Annotated in this window: 23 protein-coding genes; 2 read left to right on the forward strand and 21 right to left on the reverse strand. The window is 61.5% G+C overall.

The features are described from left to right. The 7 genes from VF436_RS08625 to VF436_RS08655 all read right to left on the reverse strand — a co-directional run. A partial coding sequence (locus tag VF436_RS08625) for a YHS domain-containing protein (protein WP_330903601.1) occupies positions 1–790 on the reverse strand: 790 nt, incomplete at its 3' end. Next, positions 787–1,209 carry a MerR family transcriptional regulator gene (locus tag VF436_RS08630; RefSeq protein ID WP_330903602.1) on the reverse strand — a complete coding sequence of 141 codons (423 nt, stop codon included), beginning with the start codon at positions 1,207–1,209 and terminating at the stop codon, positions 787–789. The genes VF436_RS08630 and VF436_RS08625, both read right to left, overlap by 4 nt. Before the next feature lie 302 nt (positions 1,210–1,511). Beyond that, positions 1,512–1,949: an acetyltransferase gene (locus VF436_RS08635; protein WP_330903603.1), complete on the reverse strand. Its 438-nt coding sequence runs from the start codon at positions 1,947–1,949 to the stop codon at positions 1,512–1,514. 60 nt (positions 1,950–2,009) lie between these two features. Beyond that, positions 2,010–2,876: a hypothetical protein gene (locus VF436_RS08640; RefSeq protein WP_330903604.1), complete on the reverse strand. Its 867-nt coding sequence runs from the start codon at positions 2,874–2,876 to the stop codon at positions 2,010–2,012. A gap of 119 nt (positions 2,877–2,995) precedes the next feature. Then, positions 2,996–3,532: a cupin domain-containing protein gene (locus VF436_RS08645; RefSeq protein ID WP_330903605.1), complete on the reverse strand. Its 537-nt coding sequence runs from the start codon at positions 3,530–3,532 to the stop codon at positions 2,996–2,998. Continuing rightward, a complete protein-coding gene (locus VF436_RS08650) occupies positions 3,529–4,287 on the reverse strand; it encodes an NAD(P)-dependent oxidoreductase (protein WP_330903606.1) in 759 nt (252 codons plus the stop codon). Before VF436_RS08650 ends, VF436_RS08645 begins: the two co-directional genes overlap by 4 nt. 116 nt (positions 4,288–4,403) lie before the next feature. Beyond that, entirely contained in the window at positions 4,404–5,261 is an 858-nt protein-coding gene (locus VF436_RS08655) for an NmrA family NAD(P)-binding protein (protein WP_330903607.1), read from the reverse strand. Positions 5,262–5,353: 92 nt separating this feature from the next. Here VF436_RS08655 and VF436_RS08660 point away from each other — a divergent pair, with 92 nt between their 5' ends. Beyond that, the gene (locus tag VF436_RS08660; RefSeq protein WP_330903608.1) at positions 5,354–6,280 is read left to right on the forward strand and encodes a LysR family transcriptional regulator; all 927 of its coding nucleotides are present in this window, start codon (positions 5,354–5,356) and stop codon (positions 6,278–6,280) included. Here the strand turns inward: VF436_RS08660 and VF436_RS08665 are convergent. Continuing rightward, complete coding sequence (locus VF436_RS08665) at positions 6,267–7,151, reverse strand: YihY/virulence factor BrkB family protein (RefSeq protein WP_330903609.1); 885 nt, start codon at positions 7,149–7,151, stop codon at positions 6,267–6,269. The two genes, VF436_RS08660 and VF436_RS08665, sit on opposite strands and share 14 nt — an antisense overlap. 226 nt (positions 7,152–7,377) lie before the next feature. Then, complete coding sequence (locus VF436_RS08670) at positions 7,378–7,848, reverse strand: MarR family winged helix-turn-helix transcriptional regulator (protein WP_330903610.1); 471 nt, start codon at positions 7,846–7,848, stop codon at positions 7,378–7,380. Between the two features lie 75 nt (positions 7,849–7,923). Here VF436_RS08670 and VF436_RS08675 point away from each other — a divergent pair, with 75 nt between their 5' ends. Next, complete coding sequence (locus tag VF436_RS08675; RefSeq protein WP_330903611.1) at positions 7,924–8,877, forward strand: zinc-binding alcohol dehydrogenase family protein; 954 nt, start codon at positions 7,924–7,926, stop codon at positions 8,875–8,877. Between the two features lie 13 nt (positions 8,878–8,890). Here VF436_RS08675 and VF436_RS08680 read toward each other — a convergent pair whose 3' ends face one another. From VF436_RS08680 to VF436_RS08735, 12 genes are all read right to left on the reverse strand, one after another. Continuing rightward, positions 8,891–11,983 carry a TonB-dependent receptor gene (locus VF436_RS08680; protein ID WP_330903612.1) on the reverse strand — a complete coding sequence of 1,031 codons (3,093 nt, stop codon included), beginning with the start codon at positions 11,981–11,983 and terminating at the stop codon, positions 8,891–8,893. Between the two features lie 268 nt (positions 11,984–12,251). After that, the gene (locus tag VF436_RS08685) at positions 12,252–14,858 is read right to left on the reverse strand and encodes a protease pro-enzyme activation domain-containing protein (RefSeq protein ID WP_330903613.1); all 2,607 of its coding nucleotides are present in this window, start codon (positions 14,856–14,858) and stop codon (positions 12,252–12,254) included. 289 nt (positions 14,859–15,147) lie between these two features. Next, the gene (locus VF436_RS08690) at positions 15,148–16,173 is read right to left on the reverse strand and encodes a FecR family protein (RefSeq protein ID WP_330903614.1); all 1,026 of its coding nucleotides are present in this window, start codon (positions 16,171–16,173) and stop codon (positions 15,148–15,150) included. A 2-nt stretch (positions 16,174–16,175) separates the two neighbouring features. Then, positions 16,176–16,760: an RNA polymerase sigma factor gene (locus VF436_RS08695; protein ID WP_330903615.1), complete on the reverse strand. Its 585-nt coding sequence runs from the start codon at positions 16,758–16,760 to the stop codon at positions 16,176–16,178. 263 nt (positions 16,761–17,023) lie between these two features. Continuing rightward, positions 17,024–18,010, reverse strand: coding sequence for a multidrug resistance efflux transporter family protein (locus tag VF436_RS08700; protein ID WP_330903616.1), 987 nt, complete (start codon positions 18,008–18,010; stop codon positions 17,024–17,026). A gap of 103 nt (positions 18,011–18,113) precedes the next feature. Next, on the reverse strand, positions 18,114–18,275 hold the full coding sequence (locus tag VF436_RS08705) for a hypothetical protein (protein WP_330903617.1): 162 nt from the start codon (positions 18,273–18,275) through the stop codon (positions 18,114–18,116). Positions 18,276–18,373: 98 nt separating this feature from the next. Next, positions 18,374–19,195: a heme ABC transporter ATP-binding protein gene (locus VF436_RS08710; protein WP_330903618.1), complete on the reverse strand. Its 822-nt coding sequence runs from the start codon at positions 19,193–19,195 to the stop codon at positions 18,374–18,376. After that, on the reverse strand, positions 19,192–20,253 hold the full coding sequence (locus VF436_RS08715; protein ID WP_330903619.1) for an iron ABC transporter permease: 1,062 nt from the start codon (positions 20,251–20,253) through the stop codon (positions 19,192–19,194). The genes VF436_RS08710 and VF436_RS08715 overlap by 4 nt, the downstream gene beginning before the upstream one ends. Continuing rightward, positions 20,246–21,091, reverse strand: a complete 846-nt coding sequence (locus VF436_RS08720; protein ID WP_330903620.1) for a heme/hemin ABC transporter substrate-binding protein — start codon at positions 21,089–21,091, stop codon at positions 20,246–20,248. The genes VF436_RS08715 and VF436_RS08720 overlap by 8 nt, the downstream gene beginning before the upstream one ends. Beyond that, complete coding sequence (locus tag VF436_RS08725) at positions 21,084–22,172, reverse strand: hemin-degrading factor (RefSeq protein ID WP_330903621.1); 1,089 nt, start codon at positions 22,170–22,172, stop codon at positions 21,084–21,086. Before VF436_RS08725 ends, VF436_RS08720 begins: the two co-directional genes overlap by 8 nt. A 13-nt stretch (positions 22,173–22,185) precedes the next feature. Further along, positions 22,186–24,507, reverse strand: coding sequence for a TonB-dependent hemoglobin/transferrin/lactoferrin family receptor (locus VF436_RS08730; protein ID WP_330903622.1), 2,322 nt, complete (start codon positions 24,505–24,507; stop codon positions 22,186–22,188). 170 nt (positions 24,508–24,677) lie between these two features. Then, the coding region (locus VF436_RS08735; protein ID WP_330903623.1) for an FAD-dependent oxidoreductase at positions 24,678–25,310 on the reverse strand (633 nt) is incomplete at its 5' end.

Here is a 25,310-nt window from a genome sequence, read left to right on the forward strand (position 1 = left end):
ACAGATCGGGAACGAGCAACGCTACCAGGCTATAAAGCCAGGCCACGCCAGTGCCAAGGGCGATCAGCGTGTACATGTTCGGTTGCCAGGGCCAGAGCGAGCGCCAGCCGCGCACGAAAAAGCTCGCCCCACCCCATAGCACGGCCACACTGGCAAGCACTGCCTCGATCCATGCCGATGTGCCGGCGAGGGCCGGCGAGCCAAGTGAGTGAAGCCACTCCTGCCCCATGGAAAGTGCCATGACCGGAACCGTAAGCGCCACCAGCAGCCAGAATCGTCGTGTCATGCGCGCTGCTTCCTGGTCAGCGGTCGCATCGTCGGCGGTCGGCAGCATCGGTTCCAGCGCCATGCCACATTTGGGACAATGCCCCGGCCCAGGCTGCTCAATCTCCGGATGCATCGGGCACGTGTAGGTCGTGCCAGTGGCCAACGCCGGCTCCGGCTCGCGCGCGAGCAGATAGCGCGATGGTTCGTCCGCGAATTTTTCCTTGCAGCGCACACTGCAAAAATAAAATGTCTGCCCCTCGTGCCGCATCGTATGCCGTGCCGTCGCGGTGGTCACGCTCATACCGCACACCGGGTCGACGACCTGAGCTGGAACGGCGTAGCGAGCCGGGTCTTCCAGGAATTTATCCTTGCAACGCGCACAACAAAAATAATAGTCACGCCCCTCGAACTGCGTACAGTGCGCGCTCGTGGCTGGATCCACTGTCATGCCACAGATCGGATCGATCGCCTTGGCCGACTCGGCAGCATGCTCGCCGCCGCAACACCCGTGGCTGGCAGTCATACTGCACCCTCGTCCTGCACCAACGCCTGCAGGATCGGACATTGATCGGGCGAACCATGTCCCGGACAGGCCTCAATCAATTGCTCCAGGCCATTGCGTACACGCGTCAGCTCGGCAATGCGGTCGTCGATAGCCGCCAGCCGCTGTTGCGCGCGCTGCTTGACCGCCTTGACGCCTCGATGCCGGTCCGCTGATAGCGCCAGCAGATCCCGAATTTCCTCCAGCGTGAACCCCAGGTCCTTGGCACGGCGGATAAACCGCAACTGCCGCACGGCTCCTTCGTCGTAGCTGCGGTAACCCGAGGCCCGCCGTAGCGGCTCAGGCAGCAAGCCCTCACGCTCGTAATAGCGGATCGTGTCGATATTCACGCCGACGCGCTTGGCGACGGCACCGATGGTAAGGGAGGCTGGCGTGGTCATGCGCCAAGTCTAGACCCTTGATCAAGGTCCAGTGTCAAGCCGTGAAAACCTCCCGTTAACCCGCCGCCCACCTGGATGTATCGTATTCGATGCTGAATCTACGTCCGGACGATTCGCGATACCCCGCGATAGCCATGCTAAGGATCGGCCGTGAGCGAGTGACGCTCATGGGAAACATCATTGTTAAGTCAGGCTGCATCCGCAGATGAGTCCCTTCGCACAATGCTCTTCGCTACAAAGAATTGCCCATGAGTGCGCATGTACCCAGTTATTCCCACATGATCGTGCATGCACCACACGAATCAGGCGCCTGCCTGGGCCAGATGCAACAAAGGAAATGGCCGGCCTTCGGTATCGATCGGCGACCGCCCCTGAATGGTGAATCCGTTGGCGAGATAAAACGCCGTCGCGGCTGGGTTCTGTTCGTTTACGTCGACAAACAATGGGCCTTTCAATGCACGGGCGTGCGCGAGCATGCGCCGGCCGCCACCCTTGCCGGCATGCGCAGGAGCGATGAACAAGGCCTCGACCTTATTGCCTTCGAGCCCCATGAAACCGATCGGCGTATCGTGTTCGCAAAGCACCCACACCTCCAGGTGCACCAGGGCCATATCCCGCACGATCGGCTCGATCGACTCGATATCCTGGGCTGAGAGAAAGGTATGCGTGGCCTCGACCGCACTACGCCAGATGGCAACCAGACTGTCACGCTCATCGGGCGTGGACAAGCGAATCTGCATCAATGAAAACGCCCCTGATGATGGGAAAGGACCGTCGCTGCACAGCCATCCCGTGATGCGTCAAGATTCCACATAAACGGAATGCCCCATCGCATCACCCATTTGGCGAATAAAAGTGTTGTACTTTTCGTTTTCCTCTACGGGCATGGACCCTACGCGCGCCGAGAACGCTGAAACGAAATCCAGAAGCTGCTTCTGATACTGCTCCTGCAATTTCTTCTGCTCGACGGGGTCGGCAGCATGACGGTAGCTTTCCAACGTCTTGCGTAGTGGCTGCGAATCGGCCTGCAATTGCGCATCGGCAAACTGCGGCAATTCATCAGCCACCTGCAAGGCAGGCCGGACTGGTGATTCATGCAGGCGGTTCTTCTCGAACACGCCCTTTTGCTGAGTCTGCTCTTCGTAGTAGTTAACGAAATCCGGCGCAGCGAAGATCTTTCGAAAGATGTTGCCGCCATTGCCCGCGTCATACCCTTCAAGCGACGCCGGAAACGGTTCGCGCACGCCGAAACGCCAATCCTTGTCGACAAACAAGCCATTGACCCGTTGGAACGGCCCATCAAATTCCACGCCATCAAGCTTGAATGGCCCTGCACCCATGGGACGAAAGTTCTTCAGCTTGGACTCGTCCGTCACATAAGTTTCGCTGACAATCACATAATCGCCGAGCGTCGGATTGATCATGCCGCCCTTGCGATTGGCATACACGATGAACTTGATCTTGCCGGTCGCCGGCGCGTCCATGGTGTGTTCGCCAGCCTTGAGCGAGATCGCCTTGGCTTGATGCGCGGGAATGTCATAGGAAGCATCATCGATCTGCAACTTGAGCGATGCATCGGTCGGATTATCGATGGAAAAATCCGCCGAGCCACCGCTGCACCCGACAATGAGCAACGCGGCAGCAACCGGGAAGAACATCTTCTTCATGGGGCAGTCCCTGGCATGGATGACTTGAGAGTGCCGGATGATAAACGTTTTCGATGCCATTCACGCGCAAGGCCCAGCACCGGGCAAGCAACCACGCGCCAGGTGCAGGGCCATTGCCATTACCCTAGAGCCGGCTCGGGAATCACCAGCGGGCCGCAGTTGCCGTCGGTCACGAACACCGCCATCAGTTCGGCCGTTTGGGTCGCACTGGGGTTTTCCGCGAACAGATGCAATGCCCGTGGCGGCTCGAACCAGCTGGCTCCCTGCGGATAATCCTGCACCGGCGAGCCTTCCATTTGTGAGCGGACCGTGCCCTTGAGGACCAACGCGGTCACTGTGCCTGGATGACGATGAGCTGGCGTATAGGCATGTGGCGGAAACGTCACAAGCATGGTGGTAATGGTTTTCCCTGGCACCTGCGGTACCGGCGCGCACGAAAGCACCCGTGCCTGGGTGGACGGTCTCGACGAAGTCGCGGCGTCGACATGCGACGAGTTCATGACGGCATGCGCATGGCCCTGGGTCACCCATGGCCATGTCGCGGGCATCGACGCCCAGTCACCGTGCCCCAGCCATACCAGGGCGGCAACCCATATCGCCATGAGTACGCCCATGGGGGCAAGCGATGCCACGTTGACGAGATAAGAGCCTTTCATGACTGCACACGCGACGCGCTCAGCCCGCGCGGCATCCAACCGAGTTCACGCCTCGCCTTGCGCGTATCCAACACGTCGCCGCCGTCGGCCACATTGTAGATACCCGGCTGACCCGCCTCTACGGCCAGGGTAGCCGCCATGGCGGCGCTGTCGACATGAACCGGCATGGTCTTGCCGTCGAAACTGTCATTGCCAGTATGAGGACCCCACAACTGTCCATAACGCAGCACCAACCCCTCGACGGGCGCCGCACCCAGCACGGCCTGTTCCAGCGCAAGCACTCCCGCCACGCTTACGGCACGCAAGCCTTGCGCATCCAGGTCGAGCGGCATGTCTTCGGTAAAAGGCCCGTCACCAGCCCGATAAAGCCAGGCAACGCTTTGCGCGACGATGCGCCGGGCGCCGCTGGCCTGGGCCGCCGCCACCAGATTGGCGGTCCCCTCCCGGCGAATGCGCGCATTGCGATGAACGCCCTCTTCCATCCGAGATGCATCCAGGCCGCGAGGAAGGTCGGTCAACTGGTGCACCACCACATCCGGATTGATATCCGCCAACACCCTGATCAATGCGCTGCGGTCGAATACATCGGCCACGACCGGGATCGCACCCGCCTGGCTGATGAGTTGCTCGCGCGGACCTGCCGCACGCGTCGTGCCGAAAACACGGTGGCCGCGCTCGACCAGCATGGACACAAGGCGTGAGCCGATCGCGCCCGTGGCGCCGGCAACAAAAACAGTATGGAACGTGTTGGACATGTGGCCTCCTGAGACAAACCAGTCAAGCCGCCGATCGGCGGTGTCGTATCCAGGACGCGCGAGCCGCCTGCGGCGTGACAGCCGCGGGCGCTCACCTTCACGCTGGCCCGATTCTCCTATGGGGCAACCAGTACACGTAACACGCTTACCAGATCAGTCATGCCCTCGCGCACCTCATCGGGCCGCTCGAAACAGATCCAGCCTTCATTGAAGCCATCCAGCATCTGGATACGTGGCGTGGGGTCACGCATACCCTGCGCCAGGAACATCGCGCCCCAGCTCTCGCGCGGTACGACCCGTGCCTGCACCGATCGGCCCAGCACGCGACTGAACGCTTCGGCTGCATCGTTGGGCGAGACCGGCGACGGCCCGCGCAGTTCGACGACACGCCGTCCGCGCCATTGCTCCTGGATCAACTGGGCGGCAAGCTCGCCAATGTCTCGGGTTGCCACCATGGGAACACCGCGATCAAGCGGTTGCAGGAAGCTATGCAATACCCCCTCTGTGCGCACCGACTCCACATCCCATCGGAAATTTTCCATGAACCAGCCTGGACGCAGCGCGGTAAGCGGGCATGGCAGATCGGCCAGCGCCTGTTCGTACAAGCCCTGCTGGCTCAGCAGGTTTGGCGAAGCAGCTTGCGCGCCGATCGTAGAGAGATGGACCACCTTGTCCGGCCGCGCCCTATCCAATGCCTGACGTACACGGGCAGCCCCCTCACGCGCCTCAGGGAAACCTGGCAATGGATCGAAATTCGACGGCGGCAGGATGAATACGCCTTCGGTGTCGCTGAACGCCGCAGCCAACGCCGCCACGTCATTCATATCGGCCAGCGCAATCTCGCAACCCTGATCTGCCCAGATGCCTGCCTTGGCCTCGTCGCGCAAGACCGCGCGCACCGCCCTGCCTTCCTTGAGCAGGGCGCGCGCCATGGCGCCGCCGACCTGCCCCGTGATTCCCGTGATCGCAAACATGGTCTTGGCCTCCTATGGTGGTGGGTATCGGTCTACGATAACGGCCGCTGTCTATTGACGGAATTGAATCCTTATCACAGGATTAATGACCTTTGATCAAAGGTTTCCTCGTGGCATTCGACGGACGCGTGATTTCGAATATCGGGGTCCTGGCTGCGATCATCGAGGGCGGGAGTTTTTCCCGTGCCGCCGAAGCGCTGGGCCTCTCGCCGTCAGGCGTAAGCCGCGCAGTGGCTCGCCTGGAGAATCGGGTCGGCGTACGCCTGCTCAATCGCAACACACGCTCAGTGACACTGACCGACGAAGGGCGCCGCTTCTTCGAGCACGTCAGCCCCTTGCTGGACGGTATCGAGAACGCCGTGATTCAGACGGCCGGCACGGCCCAGGCCGTGCGCGGCCGGCTACGTGTGAATGTGGATGCCTATTTCTCGCGCATGATGCTGGCGCCGCAAATCGCACGATTCATGACCCTGCATCCGGACATCGCCCTGGAGCTGGTCGTCAAAGACCAGCTCGGCGACCTGGTCAGCGAAGGTTTCGACCTGGCAATACGTTTCGGCACACCCCCGGATTCAACGCTCATTGCACGCAAGCTGCTGGATACTCATACGATGACGGTGGCCGCGCCGGCTTACCTCAAGAAGCATGGAACGCCAACGCATCCCGATCAATTGGCTAATCACGCGTGCATCCTGGTTCGCAATTCGCTCAATGGCCAGTTGCTGCAATCGTGGCGCTACCAACGGCAGCGCAAGACGATTTCCGTGGACGTACACGGACGGCTGGTCGTCAATGAGGCCGGAACCTTGCTCGGCGCGTGCCTGGCCGCAGCGGGCATCGCACGGATGAAGGCCATCGGCGTGCGTGACTTGTTGGCATCTGGTGCCCTGGTTGAGCTGCTCGATGACTGGCATGGCGAGCGCTTTCCGCTTTATGCACTGTACCCTTCGCGCCACCTGCCGGCAGCCAAGGTACGCGCGTTCATTGATTTCACCATGGGCCTGGTCAAGACGCCTTAGCGCCGTCGTCCTGCATCGACTCGGCATAACGATTAGGTTCGATTTTCGCGCCCCGCGCGACCGCCAGACCATGCGTCAACTCAGCCCCCAGCAACACGATGACCGACGCGTAATACATCCACGTCAACAACACCACGATGGCGCCGGCAGGGCCATAGGCACCCCCGACCTTGGCACGATCGAGATATACGCCAATCGCGTACTGCCCCATCACGAACAGCACCGCAGTCAATACGGCGCCCCTGGAGGCATCCTTCCAGGGAATGGTCGCATCGGGTAACACCTTGTACATCGCCCCGAAGCCGAGCACGAATACCACCAGGGATACCACGATCTCCATGACCTGCCAGGCCACGGTGTCGCCGGGAAGCACGCCCTGAATCACCGCACTGATCACGAAGGACACGATCAGCAAAAAGAAAATACCCACCAGCAGGCCGATGGCGCGGGCACGCATACTCAGCCAGCTGAGCACCGCATGCCGCGCACCCGGTTTGATCTGCAAGCCAAAAATACGGTTGAGTGTGGCCTGCAATTGCGCAAATACCGTTGAGGCGCTGAATACGGTGACACCCACGCCGATAAGACCCAGGATGTTGCCCAGCCGCGGTTGCTGGCGCGCATTATCCAACACCAGCTTCACCGCACCGGCACCTTCACGCCCCAGCACACCGGCCAGCATCGTCACGAGCTGCTCCTGTGAAGAGGGCCGCAGTACCGACAATGTCCAAAGTGTCAGCACCAGGATCGGCGCGAACGATAGCGACGACCAAAATGCCAGCGCGGAGGCACGGGTCATCAGTTCGTCGTCGGCGAATCCGTCGATGGCCACCCGAAAGGTTCGGCGCATCAGCTTGACGAGTCGTTTCATTGGCCCTCCTTACACGGCGCGACGTTAGCGCCGCCCGCGTGAAGCCAAGGCTCACGCATGCCCGTGCATCATCGGGGGCAGGCTGGTATCGGATAGTTCCGCGCATGCCATCGCCCAGGCTCTTCGGCGCACGCGGTACCAAACGCTGAATTGCCCAGATCGGATAAGCCGGCCGAGTACCCAGGCCTTCAACAGACCTGGACTCGCGCCGTGCTCTTGAAGCGATTCAGGCCCTCGACTTCTCCGAGCGCACAAAATCCATCGCATCATCGGCCAGCTTGCGCAACAACCTGGCCAGATCGCTAACGTCCTGGCGATCCCAATCGGCCAGCATGGCCGTCATCAGCTTCTCCCGCGCGCCATCCAGGGCCAGCGTAATCTGTTTGCCCTTGACGGTGACAGCCACCTCCTTGATGCGCGCATCCTGTGCCTGGGCCTGACGGGTCACCAGGCCCAGTTCCTCCAGCTTGCTGATTTGTCGGCTGACCGTGGTGTAATCGCGTCCACACAACTGGGCCAATTCGCCAATCCCGAGTGGCCCACGTCGCTCAACGCGCACGATCAGGGGAAACAGTGCCCGGTCCAGGTCGACGCCCGCCAGGGCCAGCAGCGCCGCGTCCGGTTGCGGGCGGTTGAGCATACCTGTCAGGTCAAGCAGGGCGTCACGCAATAGCGATATGTCGCGCTTCAAGGACACTTGCCTCTCCAAATATGTGCATAATACACTCAATTGACACTGGCCACTTCCGGCCGGTCACGGTAGGAGTGAACCATGAAAGCCGCCTTGGTCGTTGAGTTGGGCCAACCACCGGCCTACGGTGACTTCACGGCCCCCCGCGCCACCGCTGGCCACAGCATCGTGCACGTGACGGCCGCGTCGATCAGCCACGTGACGCGTGGCCGCGCGTCGGGAAGTCATTACAGCGCCAAAGGGCAGATACCCTTCGTGCCAGGCATGGATGGCGTCGGCCGCACCTCCGATGGGCAGCGCGTTTATTTCCTGCAGCCGGAAGCGCCGTTTGGTGCGATGGCCGACCAGACACTGGTTCAAAACGATCATCTGATCGCCCTACCGAGTGAGTTGGACGACATCACGGCCGCGGCGATCGCGATTCCCGGCATGTCGTCGTGGGCTGCCCTGGCCGAGCGGGCGTGCCTGCGCTCCGGGGAAACGGTGCTGGTACATGGCGCCACGGGAGCCTCCGGCCGGCTTGCCATCCAGATTGCGCGGCACCTGGGCGCCAGCAAGGTCATCGCCACCGGCAGAAACGCCGCCCTATTCGATGACTTGCATCGGCTCGGTGCCGATGTCGTGATCGACCTGCGCAAGCAACCCGACGCCCTGGAAGCCGACTTCCGGCAAGCGTTTGCGCAACGCGTGGATGTCGTGCTGGATTACCTTTGGGGACCCACAGCTCAGACAATGATCGTTGCGGCCGCCAAGGCCGGCCCGGATGGCGTGCCCATCCGCCATGTCCAGATTGGCGCCCTCTCTGGCGCCGATATCAACCTGCCCGCGGCCGCCTTGCGTTCATCGGCATTGCAACTGATGGGCAGCGGTATCGGCAGCGTGCCGTTTCGCCAGCTCAAGCACGCGCTGTCGAGCGTGCTCCACACAGCCACATCATCGCACTTGGAAATCGCCACGCAGTCCTTTCCCCTGTCCGACGTCACCCAGGCCTGGACGCAGCCCGATGACGGAGCTCGACGGGTGCTGTGCCCTTGAAGGCCGATACTGCTCAGTGCATGCCGAACCGATACGTAGCCTGCAACATCACCTGCCTGCCGTAGACGTTGTAGGCATCGACGTCATAGTACGGATACACCGTATACGTGCGATCCATCGGCGGCATCTTGTCGGCAATGTTATTCACTATCAGGGCGACATCGAACTGCTCCGCAGGCGCATAGTCGAATGTCCAGTTGAAGGTGATCCACGGGTGCAGGCGACTGGCGCCGTTGGTATCGGCACCATCGTTCTCGGCGCGATAGTTTGGGGTACTTCCGAAACGGCGGCCGTAGAGCGTGCTTTTCCAATGGCCATTCGTACTGGTCCATCCCACGGTGCCGCTGACCACGCTCTTGAAGCCTGCGTTGTAGAGCGGGTTGGACAGACGATCGATCGGCATCTGCCCCGGTGCCAGTTGGTAGCTATGCTTGAGGATGTCGCTGTAGGTCAGTTGCGCATCGAAAACACCGGCCGTTGTATGGGCGAACCGATAGCGCGCCGTGGCGACGATTGAATCAACCACTTCATTGGCAAGGTTGGCGTAGTAGGTCGTGATGCCGGTGATCGGTCCTCGCGCGATTGCACTGGGCGTATCGTCACCCGCGCGCTGTACCTGACCGGTCACTGCACTGGTCAATGACTGGCAAAGCGCCGATTCGCCGTTGAGTTCGCCAAGCAGGCAACGGGCGTCGTTGTGCACCAGCAAGTCGATATCCTGGGCAATCACTTCATCCTTGACCGCCGTGTGCAGGTAATCGGCGCTCAATCCGAAGGCATCATCCGGTGACCATACCGCGCCCGCGCTCCAGCTCTGCGCGGTGGTGGGCTGCAAGTCGCGATTGGCACGGGACTGTCCCATGACATCGCTGCTGAAACGTCCGCAATTGCGGTTGTCGGCCTGTGCGCAGCGGTAGTAGTCGGTCACTTCGGTAAAGTAATTGGATGGCCCAAGGTAAAGCGCGGAAAGATCAGGCGCCTTGAAAGCCGTGGTGTAGTTGCCGCGCAGCAGCACACTTTCCCAAGGGCGATACTCCAGGCCAACCTTGTAAGTAAATTTGCTGTTGCTGGCCGTATCGCGTGACGAGTAATAGTCATAGCGCCCGGAAAGATCCAGCGTCAAAGGCCGCAACAGGGGCAGGTTCAACTCGAACGCCGAGGCGCCATGGCTGCGTTGGCCGCCGCCGCCGGTCATGGCGTGCTCGAACACGTCTCCTTGGGCGAACAAGGGATTGAGCGGTTCATACCACGCCTCGCTGCCGCCTTCGGCAAGCACGGCTAGCGCGGCATCACCTCCCGGCAACGGGAACAGATGGGTATTGCTGACGGTGGCGCGCGTGTCGTTGATCCAGGTCTTGCTGAATTCGTCGACGTTGCGGGTGAAGCTTGCATACTGCGCCGGGGAAATCGGCGCGAAGAATGCGCGGTAGTTTGGGCGATACAAGGAAAATCCGGTATCCGGATCAACCTCACCATTCGGCTGCAAAATGCTGTCGAAGAAACTGTCCACCCGTGAGGTGATGCGCAAGGGCTCGATCACGTGGGTGCGATCGGCCGAACGCAGGTAATAGATATCCCAATCCCAATCGGAGTCGCCAAACTGGCCGTTGGCACCGACATCGAACTGGTACATCAGGTCGTTCTGACGCGCCATCTGCCCGGACGCTCCGCCGGGCATTTCCTCCGGCGCGAACAGACGCTCAGGATAGAGGATATGGCCGGTCGAGGCATCCTCGACGGCACCGTCCGGAAGATCGTCCGGATACCAGCTATCCACGCCCGAATACCATTTCTGCTGCTGCCAATCGACCAGCATGTCGCTGTAAAGGCGCAGGTGATCGTCTACGTGGTAGCGCAATTTCAGCATGCCATCGTAGCTACGACTTCGATTGCTGTAGGTTGCATAACCGACCAGGTCTCGCGAACCGCAATAGCTTCCCGGCAGGCCATGGGCACTGGTCAGCATGGTGGAGTAGCCGAACAGGCTCGTCGCACAACCTGCCGGTGGTTCCAGGTAGCTGTGCGCTCGCCCCGTGAAGTCGTCCAGGCCACCGTAATCGAGAATGCCTGCCTGCAAGGCAGGCGAGCTGTTTCCATTCGGATTCGAGCGCGTGCTTGCCGTCAACGCGCGTTGATACCCCCAAATCGGCAGGGTATTGTCGAATTCGAACATCGCCAGTACATCCAGCTTGCCAAATGCGTGCGCATAACCCATCGACAGACGCTGGCTGGCTCCCCCGCCTCCTGTATAGCCACCGGCGCGAGCACTCAACTCCACACCGTCCAGATGCTGGCGAGTAATGATGTTTATGACGCCCGCGACTGCCTGCGATCCGTAGATCGAGGATGCACCACCGGGCATCACGTCAATTCGCTCAACCATCGCGAGCGGAATATTGGCGATGCTGGTGAAGTTGTTGGTGCCGTCGTAAAGCCTGCCGAAACTGGCGATCGGTTTGCCATCGATCAGGATGGACGTGAACCCGGGGCCGAATCCATTGAGACTGACCGCCTGCGCCCCTTGGGTGAACGAACCGGCGGTCTGCGGTCCCTGTACCGCCCCGGTCGCCAGCGCAATGTTCTGCAGCACCTCGGCGACACTATTGAAGCCACGCGCGGCAATCATCTGCGCGCTGATGCTATACGTCGGCGTGGCTGTCTGGATCTGCGCGTTGTTGATCAACGATCCGCTGACATTGAATGCCTCCAATGTGCGCGGCGTCTCCATGTTGTCTTTGCGCGCCACGACGGCTTTGGCCGGAGGCAGGTTATGGTGCGGGGCCGGCGCATATTGCAGGACGAACGTGCTCTCGTTGACGGCTTTCCAGGTCAGGCCCGTACCATTGAGCAATTGCCGCAAGGCTTCTTCGGGCGTCAATCGCCCACGTAAGCCCAGTGTGGATTTGCCGGCGACCAGTTCGGGCGCATAGACGATTTCGACGTCGCCCTGAGCCGCCAGGGCATCGAGTGCGTTACGCAGGCTACTGGGTGAAATGGCGTAGTTGCGAGCGGGCACCTGCGCGGCATGGACCTGCGGACCGCCACCGAGCACCAGCGCCGATCCCAAGGCAAATGGCAATGCACGCAAAGCTGTTATGACGCGCATGGCACCTTTGCGCAGCAAACGGCCGCTGCGCGCACAAACGCGCAGTCGCCAGGCATGCAGGGGATGGCCTTCGCCTTCTCCAAATCCGTGCTGTCATCCGATCGGTACCGGCTCAAGTAGACCATGGACCGGGGGGCAAAAACACTGGGCAAATCACGCCGGCCGGCGTACAGGCAAAAAAAGCCCGGTCGCATCGCGACCGGGCTCCATTCCATCCCTGGCCGGCGCACGCCCCTGTGCGCCGCCGGCTTTTGAAGCCTTCCTTAAATTACTGAACCGTCAGCGAAACATCGTCCAGGACGAACGACGTCTGCTGCGACGAGTCCTCGGTACCGGTGAACTTGATGGTCACGGTCTGGCCGATGTAGGCGGACAGGTTGGCCGTGTGCACGGTGTAACCCGAGGCGGCGTTCAGGTTCGAGAACGAACCAAGCGTCGCCAGCACCGAACCGGAGCTGTTGAGTACCTGCACGGTGAACTTGTCATAGGCAGTCGACTTGGTGGTCTCGGCCGTGTCGATGTGCAGGTAGTACTGCAGCGTGGCCGAGGTCTTGCCCGCCGGGATCGTCACCTTCTGAGAGGCGGTATCGGTATGCGTGCTGCCATAGCCGTCAAACCACAGGAAGCCGGTACCGCCGTGCGCGGTTTCACCCGAGCAGGAGCTATTGGTGCAGAAAGCACCCGAGCTGACCGTCCACGGCGAGGCCGAGCTCTCGAAACCGCCATTGGTCAGCAACTGCGAGGAACCACCACCACCCGAGCTGCTCACCGTAACCGAGCCGGTCTTGGTGTTGGTCGCACCGGTGCTGTCGGTCACCTTCAAGGTCACCGTATAGGTACCGGCGGCCGAGTAGGTGTGGCTCGGACTGGCCGAGGTCGAGGTACCGCCATCGCCGAAGGTCCAGGCATACGAAGAAATCGTGCCGCCGGTATCAGTCGAGGTGTTGGTGAAGTTCACCGTCAGCCCGCTGACCGTATCGGTGAAGTTCGCCACGGGTGTGCCCGGAGGAGGCGTGGTACCACCACCGCCGCCGAAGTACTGGCCGACGTAGCTGTTGAACTTGGTGATATCCAGCGAACCCCAGCCGGTGGTGTTGTCATAGCCGGCGGCTGCGTTATAGCCGTGGCCCTGATAGCCATTGTTGCCCGAGGTCACGTCATGCAGCGGCGTCGCGTCGCTGACGAAGTTGGTGTACATGTCCTGGGCCGGGAAGCCCAGCGAGTTGTTGTTGGCCGACTCGATGCGCGCCCAGATACCGACGAAGATCGGTGAGGCAAGGCTGGTACCGCCGTACTGCTGACCGGACTGACCATTGGCTACCACGATAGCACCCGTGGCCGACGCGGCATCGAATGCCAGGTCAGGCACCGAACGCTTGGTCACCGACGAGCCGAGCGCGGCGGTCTGCCAGGCGGGCGCGGTCTCGAACAAGCTGACGCCGCCGCCGGTCGCCCACAAGCGCTCATTCGAGCTGGAGCTCTGCGTGACATGCGCCAGGCCTTCGTTCCATACCGTTTCGCCAGCCCACGTCGTGGTGCCGGAAGTGGACAGTGTGGTGCCGCCGACGGAGATGACGTTCGGCGAAGAGGCCGGCTCGCTGACGCTGTAGTGCGTCAGGTCGATCTTCACCGTACCGCTGGAGTTGGCCACGTAGCCCGGCGAGCCAGTCGACGAATCGGTGGACCACTGGTACACACCGGCGTCGCCCGAAGCGATCGAGAAGGTCTGGCCCTGGGCCACGGCCTGTGCGAACACCGAATCGTCGGACGACTGGATGCCTGAGTTGTGCGCAGCCGTTTCGTCTTCGCCGAGCGAGACGTTGATGACTTTGGCGACGTTGTCGGTCACGGCCTTGTTGTAGGCGGCCGTAATGTTGGCGTCCGTCAGGCCGCTATCGCTGCTGTTGCCGTTGATCGCGGCGTAGAAGATCAACTGCTTGACGCCACCGGAAGTGCCGATGATGTCCTGGCTGTCCAGCGCCCATTCGCCGTCGTCGCCGTCGTCGGCGAGCGTACCGCTGCTGCCCTTGACGGTCAGCGTGTTGACGGTCGGCAGGCCGGCATTGGTCGTGAAGGTCTTCAGGTCGGCGATGGTCTGGGTCATGTCGCCCCAGGTGATGATGCCAACCACAGTGTTCGAAGCGGTCGGCGTGGTGCCGGCGTTGTAGATCTTGGCGAAATCGGTCGGCTGGTGACCTACCTGGCCGGCTGCTGCGAAGGTCTTCACTTCCTGCGCGCTCAGGTGGTGCGACATCACGTGCGGGCGGTTGTAATCCTGCAGGCCCAGCACGGCATTGACCACGCCACCCAGCGAGGCGGGCACCATCGCTTCGGCGTCATTGGCAAAATGCTGTTCGCCCTTGAACTGGAAGGTCTTCAGGGTGGTGTTGAAAGCGGCGCTGGCATTCATCGCGCTGCCGTCGGCCGAGACAAACAGGTTGTTCGGCGACACTTCGATATTGGTGAAGCCATATTGCTTGAGGTGTGCCACCACGGCCTGGACCTGGTCGTCGGTCGGGCCGTACTTGGCCTTGAACTGTTGCGGGGTGAGGTACTTGTGGTAGCTCGCGCTACCCGGCATGTTCACTTCATGCAGGAAATTCTGCAGGTCCGCCTGGTTACGCTGATTCAGGCTGACCGTGACGTGCAGCTTGCGCGTCGCATCGAGCGGCGCAATCTGCGCGGCGTCGATGGTCGGGTGGCCCGTCATCACCAGCGTGGAAACATTCGTGCTGCCGTTGTTCTGCAGGCTGGCATGCGTGTTCGTGTTGACCCAGGCATCGGCGGCATGCGCCGACATCGTCAACATGGCCAGCGACAATGCCGCCGGCAGCAGCGCCTTGCGATACCCCGACTTACGAAGACTGCTCGACATCTGTGAACTCCCGATTAGGATTTTTGAGACGAACTAGCCCAATGCGGCCCGTACGGACCACATGCGACCGTCGCTTTTTTCGTCGCCCCGACTGCGCGACCCATCCGCTCGCAAAATCTCCTGCGGCCCCTTCCCCCCACAAGTCGATGTCCCCTGCCCTCCATGGCCATCGATTTGTCCGGTGTCGCCATGGATAAGACGTTGCGGTTTGACTAACCCCTACCTGTGAAGGAAAAGAAAAAGCGGCCGATGGCCGCTTTTTCTGAAAAATGAGAAATCGAGCAGGTTTCTACAACGCACGCTTGCTGCTGCGCAGGACCACTTGGCCCGGCTTGACGCGTTCGGCCCGAATCGGCCAACCGCTCTGCAAGGCCAGGATGAGGTTTTCCTGATCGCCCGTGCGGAAAGCTCCGCTGATACGAAGATCCTGCAACGACGCATCGCCAATGCTCAATTGCGTAGCGCTGTAGCGATTCATTTCAGCCAGCAGATCGACAAGACGCCAGTCATGCGCGAACAGCTTGCCCTGCGTCCAGCCCTTGGCCAATTCGGTATCGGCCGGCTGCACGTTTTCAATACGCCCGGAACGATCAAAAGCCACTTGCTGCCCGGCATTCAAGGTGACCGAACGCGTCGGTCCATCGGGCGCCTCGGTGGCGACATCCACCTTGCCTTTGAGCAACACCACGCCGGTGGTGTCACCGTTGATGCGCACCTGAAACTGCGTACCCACAGCAGTGACGGTGCCGTGCTGGGCAAACACCACGAAAGGCCATGCCTTGTTGCCCTGCACCTGGAACTGCGCCTGGCCCCGGACAAGATCGACCCGACGCGTGCGATCGCTGTAGCGCTCGACGATCTCGGTATCGGTATTGAGCAGGACGGACGATCCATCGGACAACTGCACCGTCCGCTGTTGGCCGGCCATGGCTACGTAATGGGCGCCCTCGGGAATCACTGGCGCGGAAAAATGCGGAATGGCCACCACCGCCAGGATACCGGCCAGGGCCAGACCAGCGGCCGGGAACCACCAGCGCAAGCGCCGCAGGAAAGAGGGCTCGGCCGGCGCATGATGCAAGGCACGCCGTGCCGCGGCGGCTACGGCGGCATCCTTGATGGCGTCGCCGCTCTGTTTCCACAGGTATTCGACTTCCCGGTAAGCCTGGGCATTGCCCGGGTCTGCCGCGCGCCAACGCTCGAACTCTTCACGAATTCGCGGTGGACAGTCCTCTTCAAGCAGGCGCACGAACCAGCGCTCGGCCTCGTCCTGCGAGCCCGAACCGGGGTGCTGGTGGTGGGAAAATCGGTCGTCCATGTTCACTCAAACGTGCCAGCCGGGGAATCGCCTACCTTCCGCTTCAAAAGAACCAGGGCCGTGGCCAGGTGCTTTTCCACCATTTTGACTGAAATGCCGCACTTTTCGGCAATCTGGGCTCGGCTCAACCCATGCACGCGCTTGAGCAGATAGACCTTCTGGCATTTGGGCGGCAGTTCCAGGATCGCCTTGCTCAGGCGGGCCACCTGCTGCTCGTAGGACATGCGCTCCTCGGGTGACCGCTCGGTATCGACGATGTCCTGCCCATCAAGGGTGACATGGTCCTTGCTAAAGCGAGTCAACGAGACGCGAAATTGATCGTGCGCCACGTTGACCGCAATCCGGTAAAGCAACTGCTTCCATGCCGAGGCAGGTTCCGTATCGCGATAGCGAAGGAGTTTGGTCATGCTCTCCTGTGCAGCATCCTCGGCATCCTGTTCGCTGGCGGTACGACGACGCAGGAACGTCACCAGGTTTCGGTGCTGCTCGCGCAGGAAGGTGTCGAAACTGCCCGCATCGCCGCGCGACTCTTCCGTCGACATCGGCGACAACCGGATATTTGCTGCGCTGTCACGCTTGCTTGTCATGCCCCGAACGACACCTCATGCGGCCTTGCGTCATCCCCATCCAGATCATCATGGCACAAAACCGAACCACCCCGGCAAGACCTGGGCGTCGACGCGGTCATGTTCGTTTAAAACAAAAGGCGATATCGATATACCAGGAAATTGCGCCAAATCCGCACAGCCACGGGATATTGCCGCGTTTGAATCGAGGCAAAGACCGGCCAATCGCGTCGGTAGCCGGGCGCCGGGGCTCATAGCCAGTCCATGGCCTGTTTGCATTATTCCTAGGCCCCCCGGTCGCTGCGCAACTGCCGCACTTCCCGTTCGTGTCCGGCGGCATCGCGGCCGCTGATCCAACTGAACAAAACAATGCCGATCACGATGGCTACCGCACCGATCGCTGAAAATCCGTGGGGCCATGCCTCATGCAGGAACAGGCCACCGATGATCGTGGCGAATAACAATTCGGCTGCCTGCATCGCTTCCACGGCCGCAAGTGCCGTGGGTTCGCTGCGCACTCGGTCAGTCGCGGCGAAGAACAAGACCGTGGCGATCACGCCAGATGACAACGCAACGCCGCCGGCAAGCATGATCTCGCGCAACGACGGCGGCCCAAGCGTGAACCAGGCGACACCCGTACACACCAGCCACAACGGCCAACTGCAAAGCGTCATACCGAACACACGCTGCAACGCATGGATGCGAGTGCCGCTGCTTTCCAGGTGCAGTAGCAACATGCGATTGCCAAGAGGGTATGCAAAAGCCGAAAACACTACCGCGGCAATCGCCAGCCAATCACCAGCACCGAGAGAACCGCCGGCATATCCCCACTGCAAGGCAAATACACCCGTCACGATCAGCACACCAATGGCCAGGCTTGACCAAGCCAAACGCCTTCGTTCATCACGATAGATCAAGGGGGCGAGCAAGGGGCCCGCCAGCACCGTGGTCTGGAAACTACCAGCCACCAGCCAGGACGGCCCACTGTTGGCGGCCCAGGTCAACGGGATACCGAACAGGACGAAGCCAACCGAACTCCAAAGCAGCCAAGGCATCGGGTAGCGTTTCAATTCCATTGGCAGCGCACCGAGTCCCCCTTGCCACGGCAAGGCGAGCGCGAGCAATGGCAAGGTGATGAGATAGCGCAAGATCACAGCCCACGCCCAATGACCACCGCCCGCTACCAGGCTGCGGTTGAGCACATAAGTCATGGTGAAGAACAAGGCTGCGCTCAGCGCCAGCCCGATCGCGACGAGAGCATGCCGTTGCATCGGCTTTCCACGGGAAAGGATGCTTCAGTGTGCCGGATGCTCCGGCATTTGCGTAGCCGGTCGATGACGACACAGCGGTCGCCATCGACATGCAGGCGGGTGGTCAGCGCGGAACGCGCAGCGCTGAGTCGCGCAAGGCGGCTTCGTGCTGCACTTCGTCCAGCGCGGCGATCTCGATGCTTTCCAGCACCGTGTGCGCATTGTGGGCCGGGATCGGCGGCACGATTTCAGTCGGGGCGGGCTTGTTATCGGTGTTGCTGCTCATGCTCAACTCCTTGATATCCCTTTCATTATAGCTGCTTTTTTGTGCACTGACTGGTCTGCACCGCAAAGCCCGCTACCATGCGGCCTGCAAGAAAATGGTCAACCCGGATGGATGATCCAGCCGCGAGGCGTATCCACCCAGGAGCGGCGCAACGGCAGTCCGTAGATGCGCGATAGCGCCGAGGGATCAAGCGCGTCTTCCGGCGAGCCATGCGACAGCAGGCGACCGTGCGACAGCACACCCACATCGTCGGCGTAACTGGCCGCAAGATTCAGATCGTGCAGAACCGCGATCACGCCGTAGCCGCGTTGCGCCAGTTGCCGCGCATGTGCCAGCACGCCATGTTGGTGAGCGACGTCCAGGCTCGCCTCAGGCTCGTCCAGCAACAGCCAACCGGCTCCCTCAGCTGGCTCGCATACCTGGGCCAGCACACGGGCCAGTTGCACGCGCTGCTGCTCCCCGCCTGACAACTCCAGATAATTGCGCTCGCGCAGGTGCAACGCCTGCACGGCCGCCAGGGCGGCCTCCGCGCGCTGGTGATCGATCGCACCGATGCGCTCGCCGTGCGGACTGCGCCCGAGCAGCACCACTTCGTCCACCCGAAAGGCAAAGCCCAGTTGGGCCTTCTGAGAAAGCATGCCGCGCCGCCGCGCCAACGCCTCCGGCAACCATTCACGCAGGTCACGCCCATCCAGACGCACCTCACCCAACGAGGGCTGCCGCAAACCTGCAAGCAGGGTCAGCAGGCTGCTCTTGCCTGCGCCATTGGGGCCGACCAGGGCCAGCACACGACCTGCTCGTGCCGTGATACTGACATCCTGCAGGATACGACGGCCGCCCATGCTCACATGCAGGCCGCGCGCAGCCAGTCGGCCATTCTCGCCTTGCGGTGCCACGCACCAGTCCAAAGGCATGTTCATGCCTGCGCCTCGCCGATGCGCGTACGCATCAACAACCATAAAAAGAACGGCCCACCCAGTAGCGCAGTCAATACACCGATTGGCAGTTCCGCGGGAGCCACCACAACACGGGCTACCGTATCGGCAGCCACCAGCAAAGTGGCGCCGGCCAATGCCGAACCCGGCAACAGCAGCCGATGGTCCGGTCCCCATATCATCCGCAGTACATGCGGCACCAGCAGGCCGACGAAGCCGATCACGCCACACATGGCCACCGCGGCACTGGTCGCCATCGCAACCAGTACGATCAGGCGTGCGCGAACACGCCCGGGCTGAAAACCGAGCAAGGCGGCATCCTGCTCGCCCAGCAACAAGGCATTGAGTGCGCGTGCATCACGCAGCATCAATACGATCGGCAACAACATCGGCCCCGCGACCGCGGCAAGCCGCCAGCCATCCGTTCCGCCAAGGCTGCCCAGTGTCCAGAAGCTCAGGTCACGCAGTTGATGTTCGTTGGCCACGAACGTGAGCATGCCTACTCCCGCAATGGCAACCGCACTGATCGCTACGCCGGCCAGCAACAAGGTGGCCATGCCGGGACGGCGTCGCCCCAGCAGGTACACCAGACAGGTCGCGGCCAAGCCGCCCACGAACGCCGCCATCGCCACGCCGAACGAGGAAGCCACGGCCGGTAGCGAAGCCATTATCGGGCCGCCCAGCACCATCATGCCGATGGCGCCCAGCGCCGCACCCGACGACACGCCGATCAGGCCCGGCTCCACCAGCGGATTGCGAAACAGCCCCTGCATCGCCGCACCGCTGCTTGCTAACGCCGCGCCCACCAGACATGCCATGAGCACGCGCGGCAGACGCAGGGCCCAAACGATGGCATCGCCAGCCTGCGCCGGTTCACCGGCCGCCTTGCGCCACAAGGCGGCCAGCACTTGCGATGCAGGAATGCCGATCGCTCCGCTGCCCAGCGCCAGCAGCGCCATACCAACGAGCAATACTGACAGTCCCGGCAACACCAGCGCACGAGTATGCTCGGTGCGAATCCGCGGCAGAGCCACGCTATTCATCGGCAGCCGCCAGTTCCCTCTGCAAGGCCAGTTCCTCGTCCGCATTGCGCGGACCAAAGCCCAGCAGCGCCTGGCCATCGATGGTAACGACACGACGCGCCTTGCCGGCAGGCGTCAATGCCACACCCGGCAATCGCAATACGCCATCGACACCACCCAACGTATCGGCGCGCTCGCGCATCAGTACGATGACATCGGGTGCCAATGCCGCCAGCGATTCGGGAGACACCGGCTTGTATCCGGTATAATCGACGACGGGATTCACCCCGCCAGCCAGCGTCATGGCGTGTGTCGCAGCGGTGTCGCGTCCAGCCAGCATCGGACTGCCACTTCCAGCCGACATCATGAACACGACCTTCGGATGCCGGGGCATCGCGGCCACCACTTTGGCCAGCGCACTGTATTTACTTTGCAACTGGGCAATTTCGCGATCGGCCACCGACGACTTATCCAGAAGCTGACCCACCGTCCGCACCTTGGCAATCACTGCATCCGGTGTATAGGAAACCGGCAACGTCTCGATGTGCACGCCCGCCGATTGCAGTTGCGAAATCACCGGCGGTGGCCCGGCATCGTGGGTGGCGATGATCAACTGAGGATGAAGCGACAAAATGCCTTCGGCGGCCAACTGACGTACGTAACCGACATCGGGCAACCTGGCAGCGTCGGCCGGCCACTGGCTGGTGCTGTCGCGACCGACCAACGCCGATTGCGCACCCAGCATATAGACCGTCTCAGTGATATCCCCACCGAGAGACACGACACGCTGCGGTGTCGCGGCATGCGCGAGCATCGGCGCGAATACCATGCCCAGGGCGATCCACCACGGCTTACACATGACTCACCTCCTGAGCAGCCAAGCTATCGACCAGCGCACGCCATGCGGCAAGTTCCGGGATGCCAGGCTTGCGTTTTCCGAACAGCTGAACGATCTGGTTTCCATGCGCGTCATAAAGTTCGAGCGAGGTCACATCACCCTCGGGCGAAGGCTTCTTGACCACCCAGCTCTCGGCGATGTGATCGCCGCGCAGATGCAGGTTGAAATCTTCATCCAGCACGTTGATCCATAGTCCCATCGGCTTGATGTTGTGCACCGGTCCGGTATGGATCTGCACCACGCCAGCCGAGCCGACGAACACCATGATCGGCAACCTGGAGGCTGCCGCCTGATCCAACACATGCGTGATGGCCGTATTGTCCACGCGTCGTGCAATCGTGTCCCCTACCAAGCGCATTGCCTGGGTGCGCGTGACCTTATGTCTTTTGAGCAGGGCAAAGAAATCATGCGGATCACGCATGGCCTTCCACCCGTCGCGCAACGCGTGGACGTCAACCTCGTTATCGCCCAGTTGCATCGGCAAGGGCTCATCGGCCGGCGACAGATCCAGCAAAGGCGATTGCACGCCAGCGGCAAAGCGGCCGATCAAGCCACTCCAGGCGTCGCGACGACTGTGCTCGGTCAAATACACCTTGTGCACCGCACGTCCATCGCGATCGAAGAATTGCAGGCTTTGCAAGACACGACCACGTGCCTCCTCGCGAACAGCAAATCCGAATGCCCAATGCCGCAGGAACAGGCGCAGGTCGATCGCCTCGCCCAGCACCACACCCATAGTGCCACCGACGTCGATATGGGCAAACGTGCCTTTCTTTTCATGCACGCAGCTGTCATTGCGCGTCAGCACCATGACGTGCCCCAGCTCCGGCAGGGCCTCGATCAATTCCTTCCAGCGACCCTCCAGCCGCGTCACGCCATCGCCACAACGAATAGCCACCAGTTCGGCTTCACTCACGCCAAGACGTTCGGCCAGTTCGCGTGCACGCAAGTGGGGCTCATCCGCGCGCAGGCGCTGGCAGGCCTCACGCAACTGTGGCAAAGACCATGCATCACCATGAGATGCAGAAGACATATCAAGCATGAGAAAACTCCTCTCAGAACGCGATCTTCGCAGCAAGGCTGAAAGCCCGACCGGGCATGGTGAGGCGATCGGCCGGCAGGCCGCCGGTGCCGGCATCGTTGAAACCGTTGCCGCTGACCAGATTGCCGAGCACACCACCGTTCAAATTGCCCCAATCCCAATACTTGCGATCGGTAAGATTGGTGATGCCCGCATAGAGCTCCAACGTGGCAAAACTGCCCTCATTGAATGGCGAGTAATGCGCGTAAAGATCGAGCGTACCGTAGCCTGCCGGACGGAATGCCGTCGGATCACTCAGGCGCGCATGCCTGCGCACTGCCGTGCCGACCAGCTCGGCGCCCCATTGGCGTGCGTCGTAGTTCACGCCCACGACCAGCTTGGCTGGATCGACCGTGTTGAGCGGGCTGTAACCGGTATCGCCCGGCTGAATCATGCGGCCAGACGCGGCTGACGCGGCGCCACGCACCGACCAGCCCTCCAGGGCATCGCTGAAATAGCCAAGCCGCAATGCGCCGCTGGCCTCGACGCCCTTGATGAACGCACGGCGCGTATTGACGGCTTCGTACAAGAAACTGCGACCGGGCGGCGCGATGTACCACGAGGGAATCTGCGAAGCCGGCAAGGCATAGCCCGACCAGATGAAATTGCGGTACTTGTTGAAGTAACCGCCAATGCTGAACCAGCCTGCGTCACCCTTGCCGCGCACGCCGACCTCGAAATTATGACTGGTCTCGGCTTTCAGCTTGTCGTTGGGCAGGAAGGCGATATTGAAACCGGGAATGGGCTGCTCATTCCAGGCGCCGGCGATTTCGCTGTAGAGCGGCGGACGAAAACCACGCGCGTAATCGAAGTAGGCGCTCAATACATCGGTGAAACGCCAGACCACCCCGAGCTTGGGCGACACGAAGCTCTTGTCGTAGTCGCGTCGCACGTAACCGGGATTGTATGCGGCATACAGCGCATCCTGTTCGGGCTTGTACTCGTAACGCTCCGCGCGCACCCCAGGCGTCACGGTCAGGCGGCCTTCGAGGAAGCTCAGTTCATCCTGTCCGAACACTGCATAGCGATCCGTACGGCTGGATGGAATCAGGTGCAGGGGATAGTTTCCAGGCAGGAACGCGCTGCTGCTGCCCTGCGCCCCGGTCTTCTTGTTGATGCCATAACCATCGGCGGTGGACATCGCATCGGTACGCGACAATTCCAGGCCATAACTGATGGTCTGCGACAAGGCGCTGCCATCGCCCAGTTGCTTGACCGCTACCAGCTTGCCGCCCGCCACTTTCTCCTGCAACGGCAGGTTGTCGTAAAAACGCGCAACCGTGGCCGTCTCGGTCTGCGTGTCGGTCGTCGAGCGGGTCTTCTGCCAATATGCCGTCCATTCCAGGGTATCGGCAATCGCCCCATCCAGGCGGGGATACCACTGACCAACGCTCGCACGTATGCGCTGATTCTCATCCTGCGAGCGGTAATAACCTACGGACGGAGAAAGATTGGAAAGGCTATTGGTGTTGGTCCGCGCATCGGAGCCATCCAGGGTGACATGATCGGTGCGCCCGCTGGCGGCCGTGTGCACGTACTTGGCCAGGAAGCTGTCAAGCACATAAGTCTGCGGATCCGGACGCGTGCGCGTGCTGCCTGCGCCGCCGATATCTCCCTGGTTCGCCGTTTCATGACCTTCGCGATGATTGGCCACCAACATGATGCCATGGGTAGCGTTGCCGCCAGCCAGGGTGGCCGTGCTGGTGAGGCTGCGATCAGTCGAATCGTACTGTTCCTTGAGCGCGACATATGGCCGGCCATCGGCATGCAGGTAATCGGCCGGATCTTTCGTACGCAGGCTGACCACGCCGCCTAACGCATCGGATGGGTAAAGCGCCGACGCCGGACCTCGCACGATATCGACCTGCTTGATGTCATTCAGGTCGATGAAATTGCGCCCTGCGCGGAAACTGCCACCGGCGACATCGGCGCCGAACGACGCCGGCTGCGATACACCATCGATTTCGATGCGCGTGCGATTGCCCGACAGGCCTCTGATATTGAAACTGTCCAGGCCAAAGCGACCGGCGGTGCCAATCACCGAGACACCTGGCTCGTATTTGACGAGATCGCGAATGGTCAGCACCAGATGGCGATCCATCTGGACGCGATCGATCATCGAGACGGTGCCTGGCGTATTGAGCTGGAGATTGGGTGAGGTCGCGGTGACCTGGATGCGCGGCAAAGTCGATGCCTGGTCTGCCCCCGGTGCGGAGTCAGCAGCATGAGCTGGCGCAAAAAGCACGGACGATGAAAACAAGGCGCCGATAACGGCAGCCAATGGAGCGATACGCATGGAAAAAGTCCTTAGCCTTGGCGTGATTGAAACTGCACGCGGCTTGCTGGCAGGGACGCATGGCGCATCGGTAGCTGGCTGCCGTATCAGGGCCAGGGACAATCCCGGCCCACTCAACTAAATGAGAATTTATCTCATTTGCATTTGAAATGTAAAGATGGCGCGAAAGCTCACTCGGCAGGCTTGAGCCCGTTAGCCACTGTCGGCCACAGTTCCGATACCGTCGGATGAATCGGCACGGCCCATTGCAGGGTATCCACCGGCTGATCGGCATTCATCAGGTTGAGCACGCCGTGAACCGATTCATCCCCCTCCACGCCCAGGATGGCCGCACCCAGCATGCGACGACTGTGCGCATCGGCGATCAACTTCATGAAGCCGGCCGTTTCACCACGCTCCACGGCACGCCCAACGCGCGTCATCGGCCGCGTCGAAACCAGGATGGAACGACCGCTTTCGCGCGCCTGCCGTTCGGTCATACCTACGCGTCCCAAGGGCGGGTCGATATACAACGCATAGCCGAGAATGCGCTCGGACACCTTGCGCGATGCGCCATCGAGCAGGTTCGCGGCCACGATCTCGAAGTCGTTGTACGCCGTGTGCGTGAACGCACCACGTCCGTTGCAGTCACCCAAGGCCCAGATGCCTGGCACCTGGGTCTGCAAACTGTCATCAACCTGGATATAACCGCGAGCATCGGTGGTCACCCCGGCACGATCAAGTGCAAGATCGTCGGTATTGGGCCTGCGCCCCATCGCAAGTAGCACACGATCAGCCACCACGGCTGGCGCACCGGACTGGCA

It is taken from the genome of Dyella sp., from assembly GCF_036384435.1.
Taxonomy (GTDB): Bacteria; Pseudomonadota; Gammaproteobacteria; order Xanthomonadales; family Rhodanobacteraceae; genus GSA-30.

Coding starts and splice junctions, on each gene's coding strand:
- VF436_RS08645 (WP_330903605.1), bottom strand. CDS start 3,532: ATGAAAGGCTCTTATCTCGTCAACGTGGCATCGCTTGCCCCCATGGGC.
- VF436_RS08685 (WP_330903613.1), bottom strand. CDS start 14,858: ATGTCGAGCAGTCTTCGTAAGTCGGGGTATCGCAAGGCGCTGCTGCCG.
- VF436_RS08715 (WP_330903619.1), bottom strand. CDS start 20,253: ATGAATAGCGTGGCTCTGCCGCGGATTCGCACCGAGCATACTCGTGCG.
- VF436_RS08675 (WP_330903611.1), top strand. CDS start 7,924: ATGAAAGCCGCCTTGGTCGTTGAGTTGGGCCAACCACCGGCCTACGGT.
- VF436_RS08695 (WP_330903615.1), bottom strand. CDS start 16,760: ATGACAAGCAAGCGTGACAGCGCAGCAAATATCCGGTTGTCGCCGATG.
- VF436_RS08720 (WP_330903620.1), bottom strand. CDS start 21,091: ATGTGTAAGCCGTGGTGGATCGCCCTGGGCATGGTATTCGCGCCGATG.
- VF436_RS08710 (WP_330903618.1), bottom strand. CDS start 19,195: ATGAACATGCCTTTGGACTGGTGCGTGGCACCGCAAGGCGAGAATGGC.
- VF436_RS08630 (WP_330903602.1), bottom strand. CDS start 1,209: ATGACCACGCCAGCCTCCCTTACCATCGGTGCCGTCGCCAAGCGCGTC.
- VF436_RS08725 (WP_330903621.1), bottom strand. CDS start 22,172: ATGCTTGATATGTCTTCTGCATCTCATGGTGATGCATGGTCTTTGCCA.
- VF436_RS08655 (WP_330903607.1), bottom strand. CDS start 5,261: ATGTTTGCGATCACGGGAATCACGGGGCAGGTCGGCGGCGCCATGGCG.
- VF436_RS08705 (WP_330903617.1), bottom strand. CDS start 18,275: ATGAGCAGCAACACCGATAACAAGCCCGCCCCGACTGAAATCGTGCCG.
- VF436_RS08635 (WP_330903603.1), bottom strand. CDS start 1,949: ATGCAGATTCGCTTGTCCACGCCCGATGAGCGTGACAGTCTGGTTGCC.
- VF436_RS08680 (WP_330903612.1), bottom strand. CDS start 11,983: ATGCGCGTCATAACAGCTTTGCGTGCATTGCCATTTGCCTTGGGATCG.
- VF436_RS08665 (WP_330903609.1), bottom strand. CDS start 7,151: ATGAAACGACTCGTCAAGCTGATGCGCCGAACCTTTCGGGTGGCCATC.
- VF436_RS08690 (WP_330903614.1), bottom strand. CDS start 16,173: ATGGACGACCGATTTTCCCACCACCAGCACCCCGGTTCGGGCTCGCAG.
- VF436_RS08700 (WP_330903616.1), bottom strand. CDS start 18,010: ATGCAACGGCATGCTCTCGTCGCGATCGGGCTGGCGCTGAGCGCAGCC.
- VF436_RS08650 (WP_330903606.1), bottom strand. CDS start 4,287: ATGTCCAACACGTTCCATACTGTTTTTGTTGCCGGCGCCACGGGCGCG.
- VF436_RS08730 (WP_330903622.1), bottom strand. CDS start 24,507: ATGCGTATCGCTCCATTGGCTGCCGTTATCGGCGCCTTGTTTTCATCG.
- VF436_RS08640 (WP_330903604.1), bottom strand. CDS start 2,876: ATGAAGAAGATGTTCTTCCCGGTTGCTGCCGCGTTGCTCATTGTCGGG.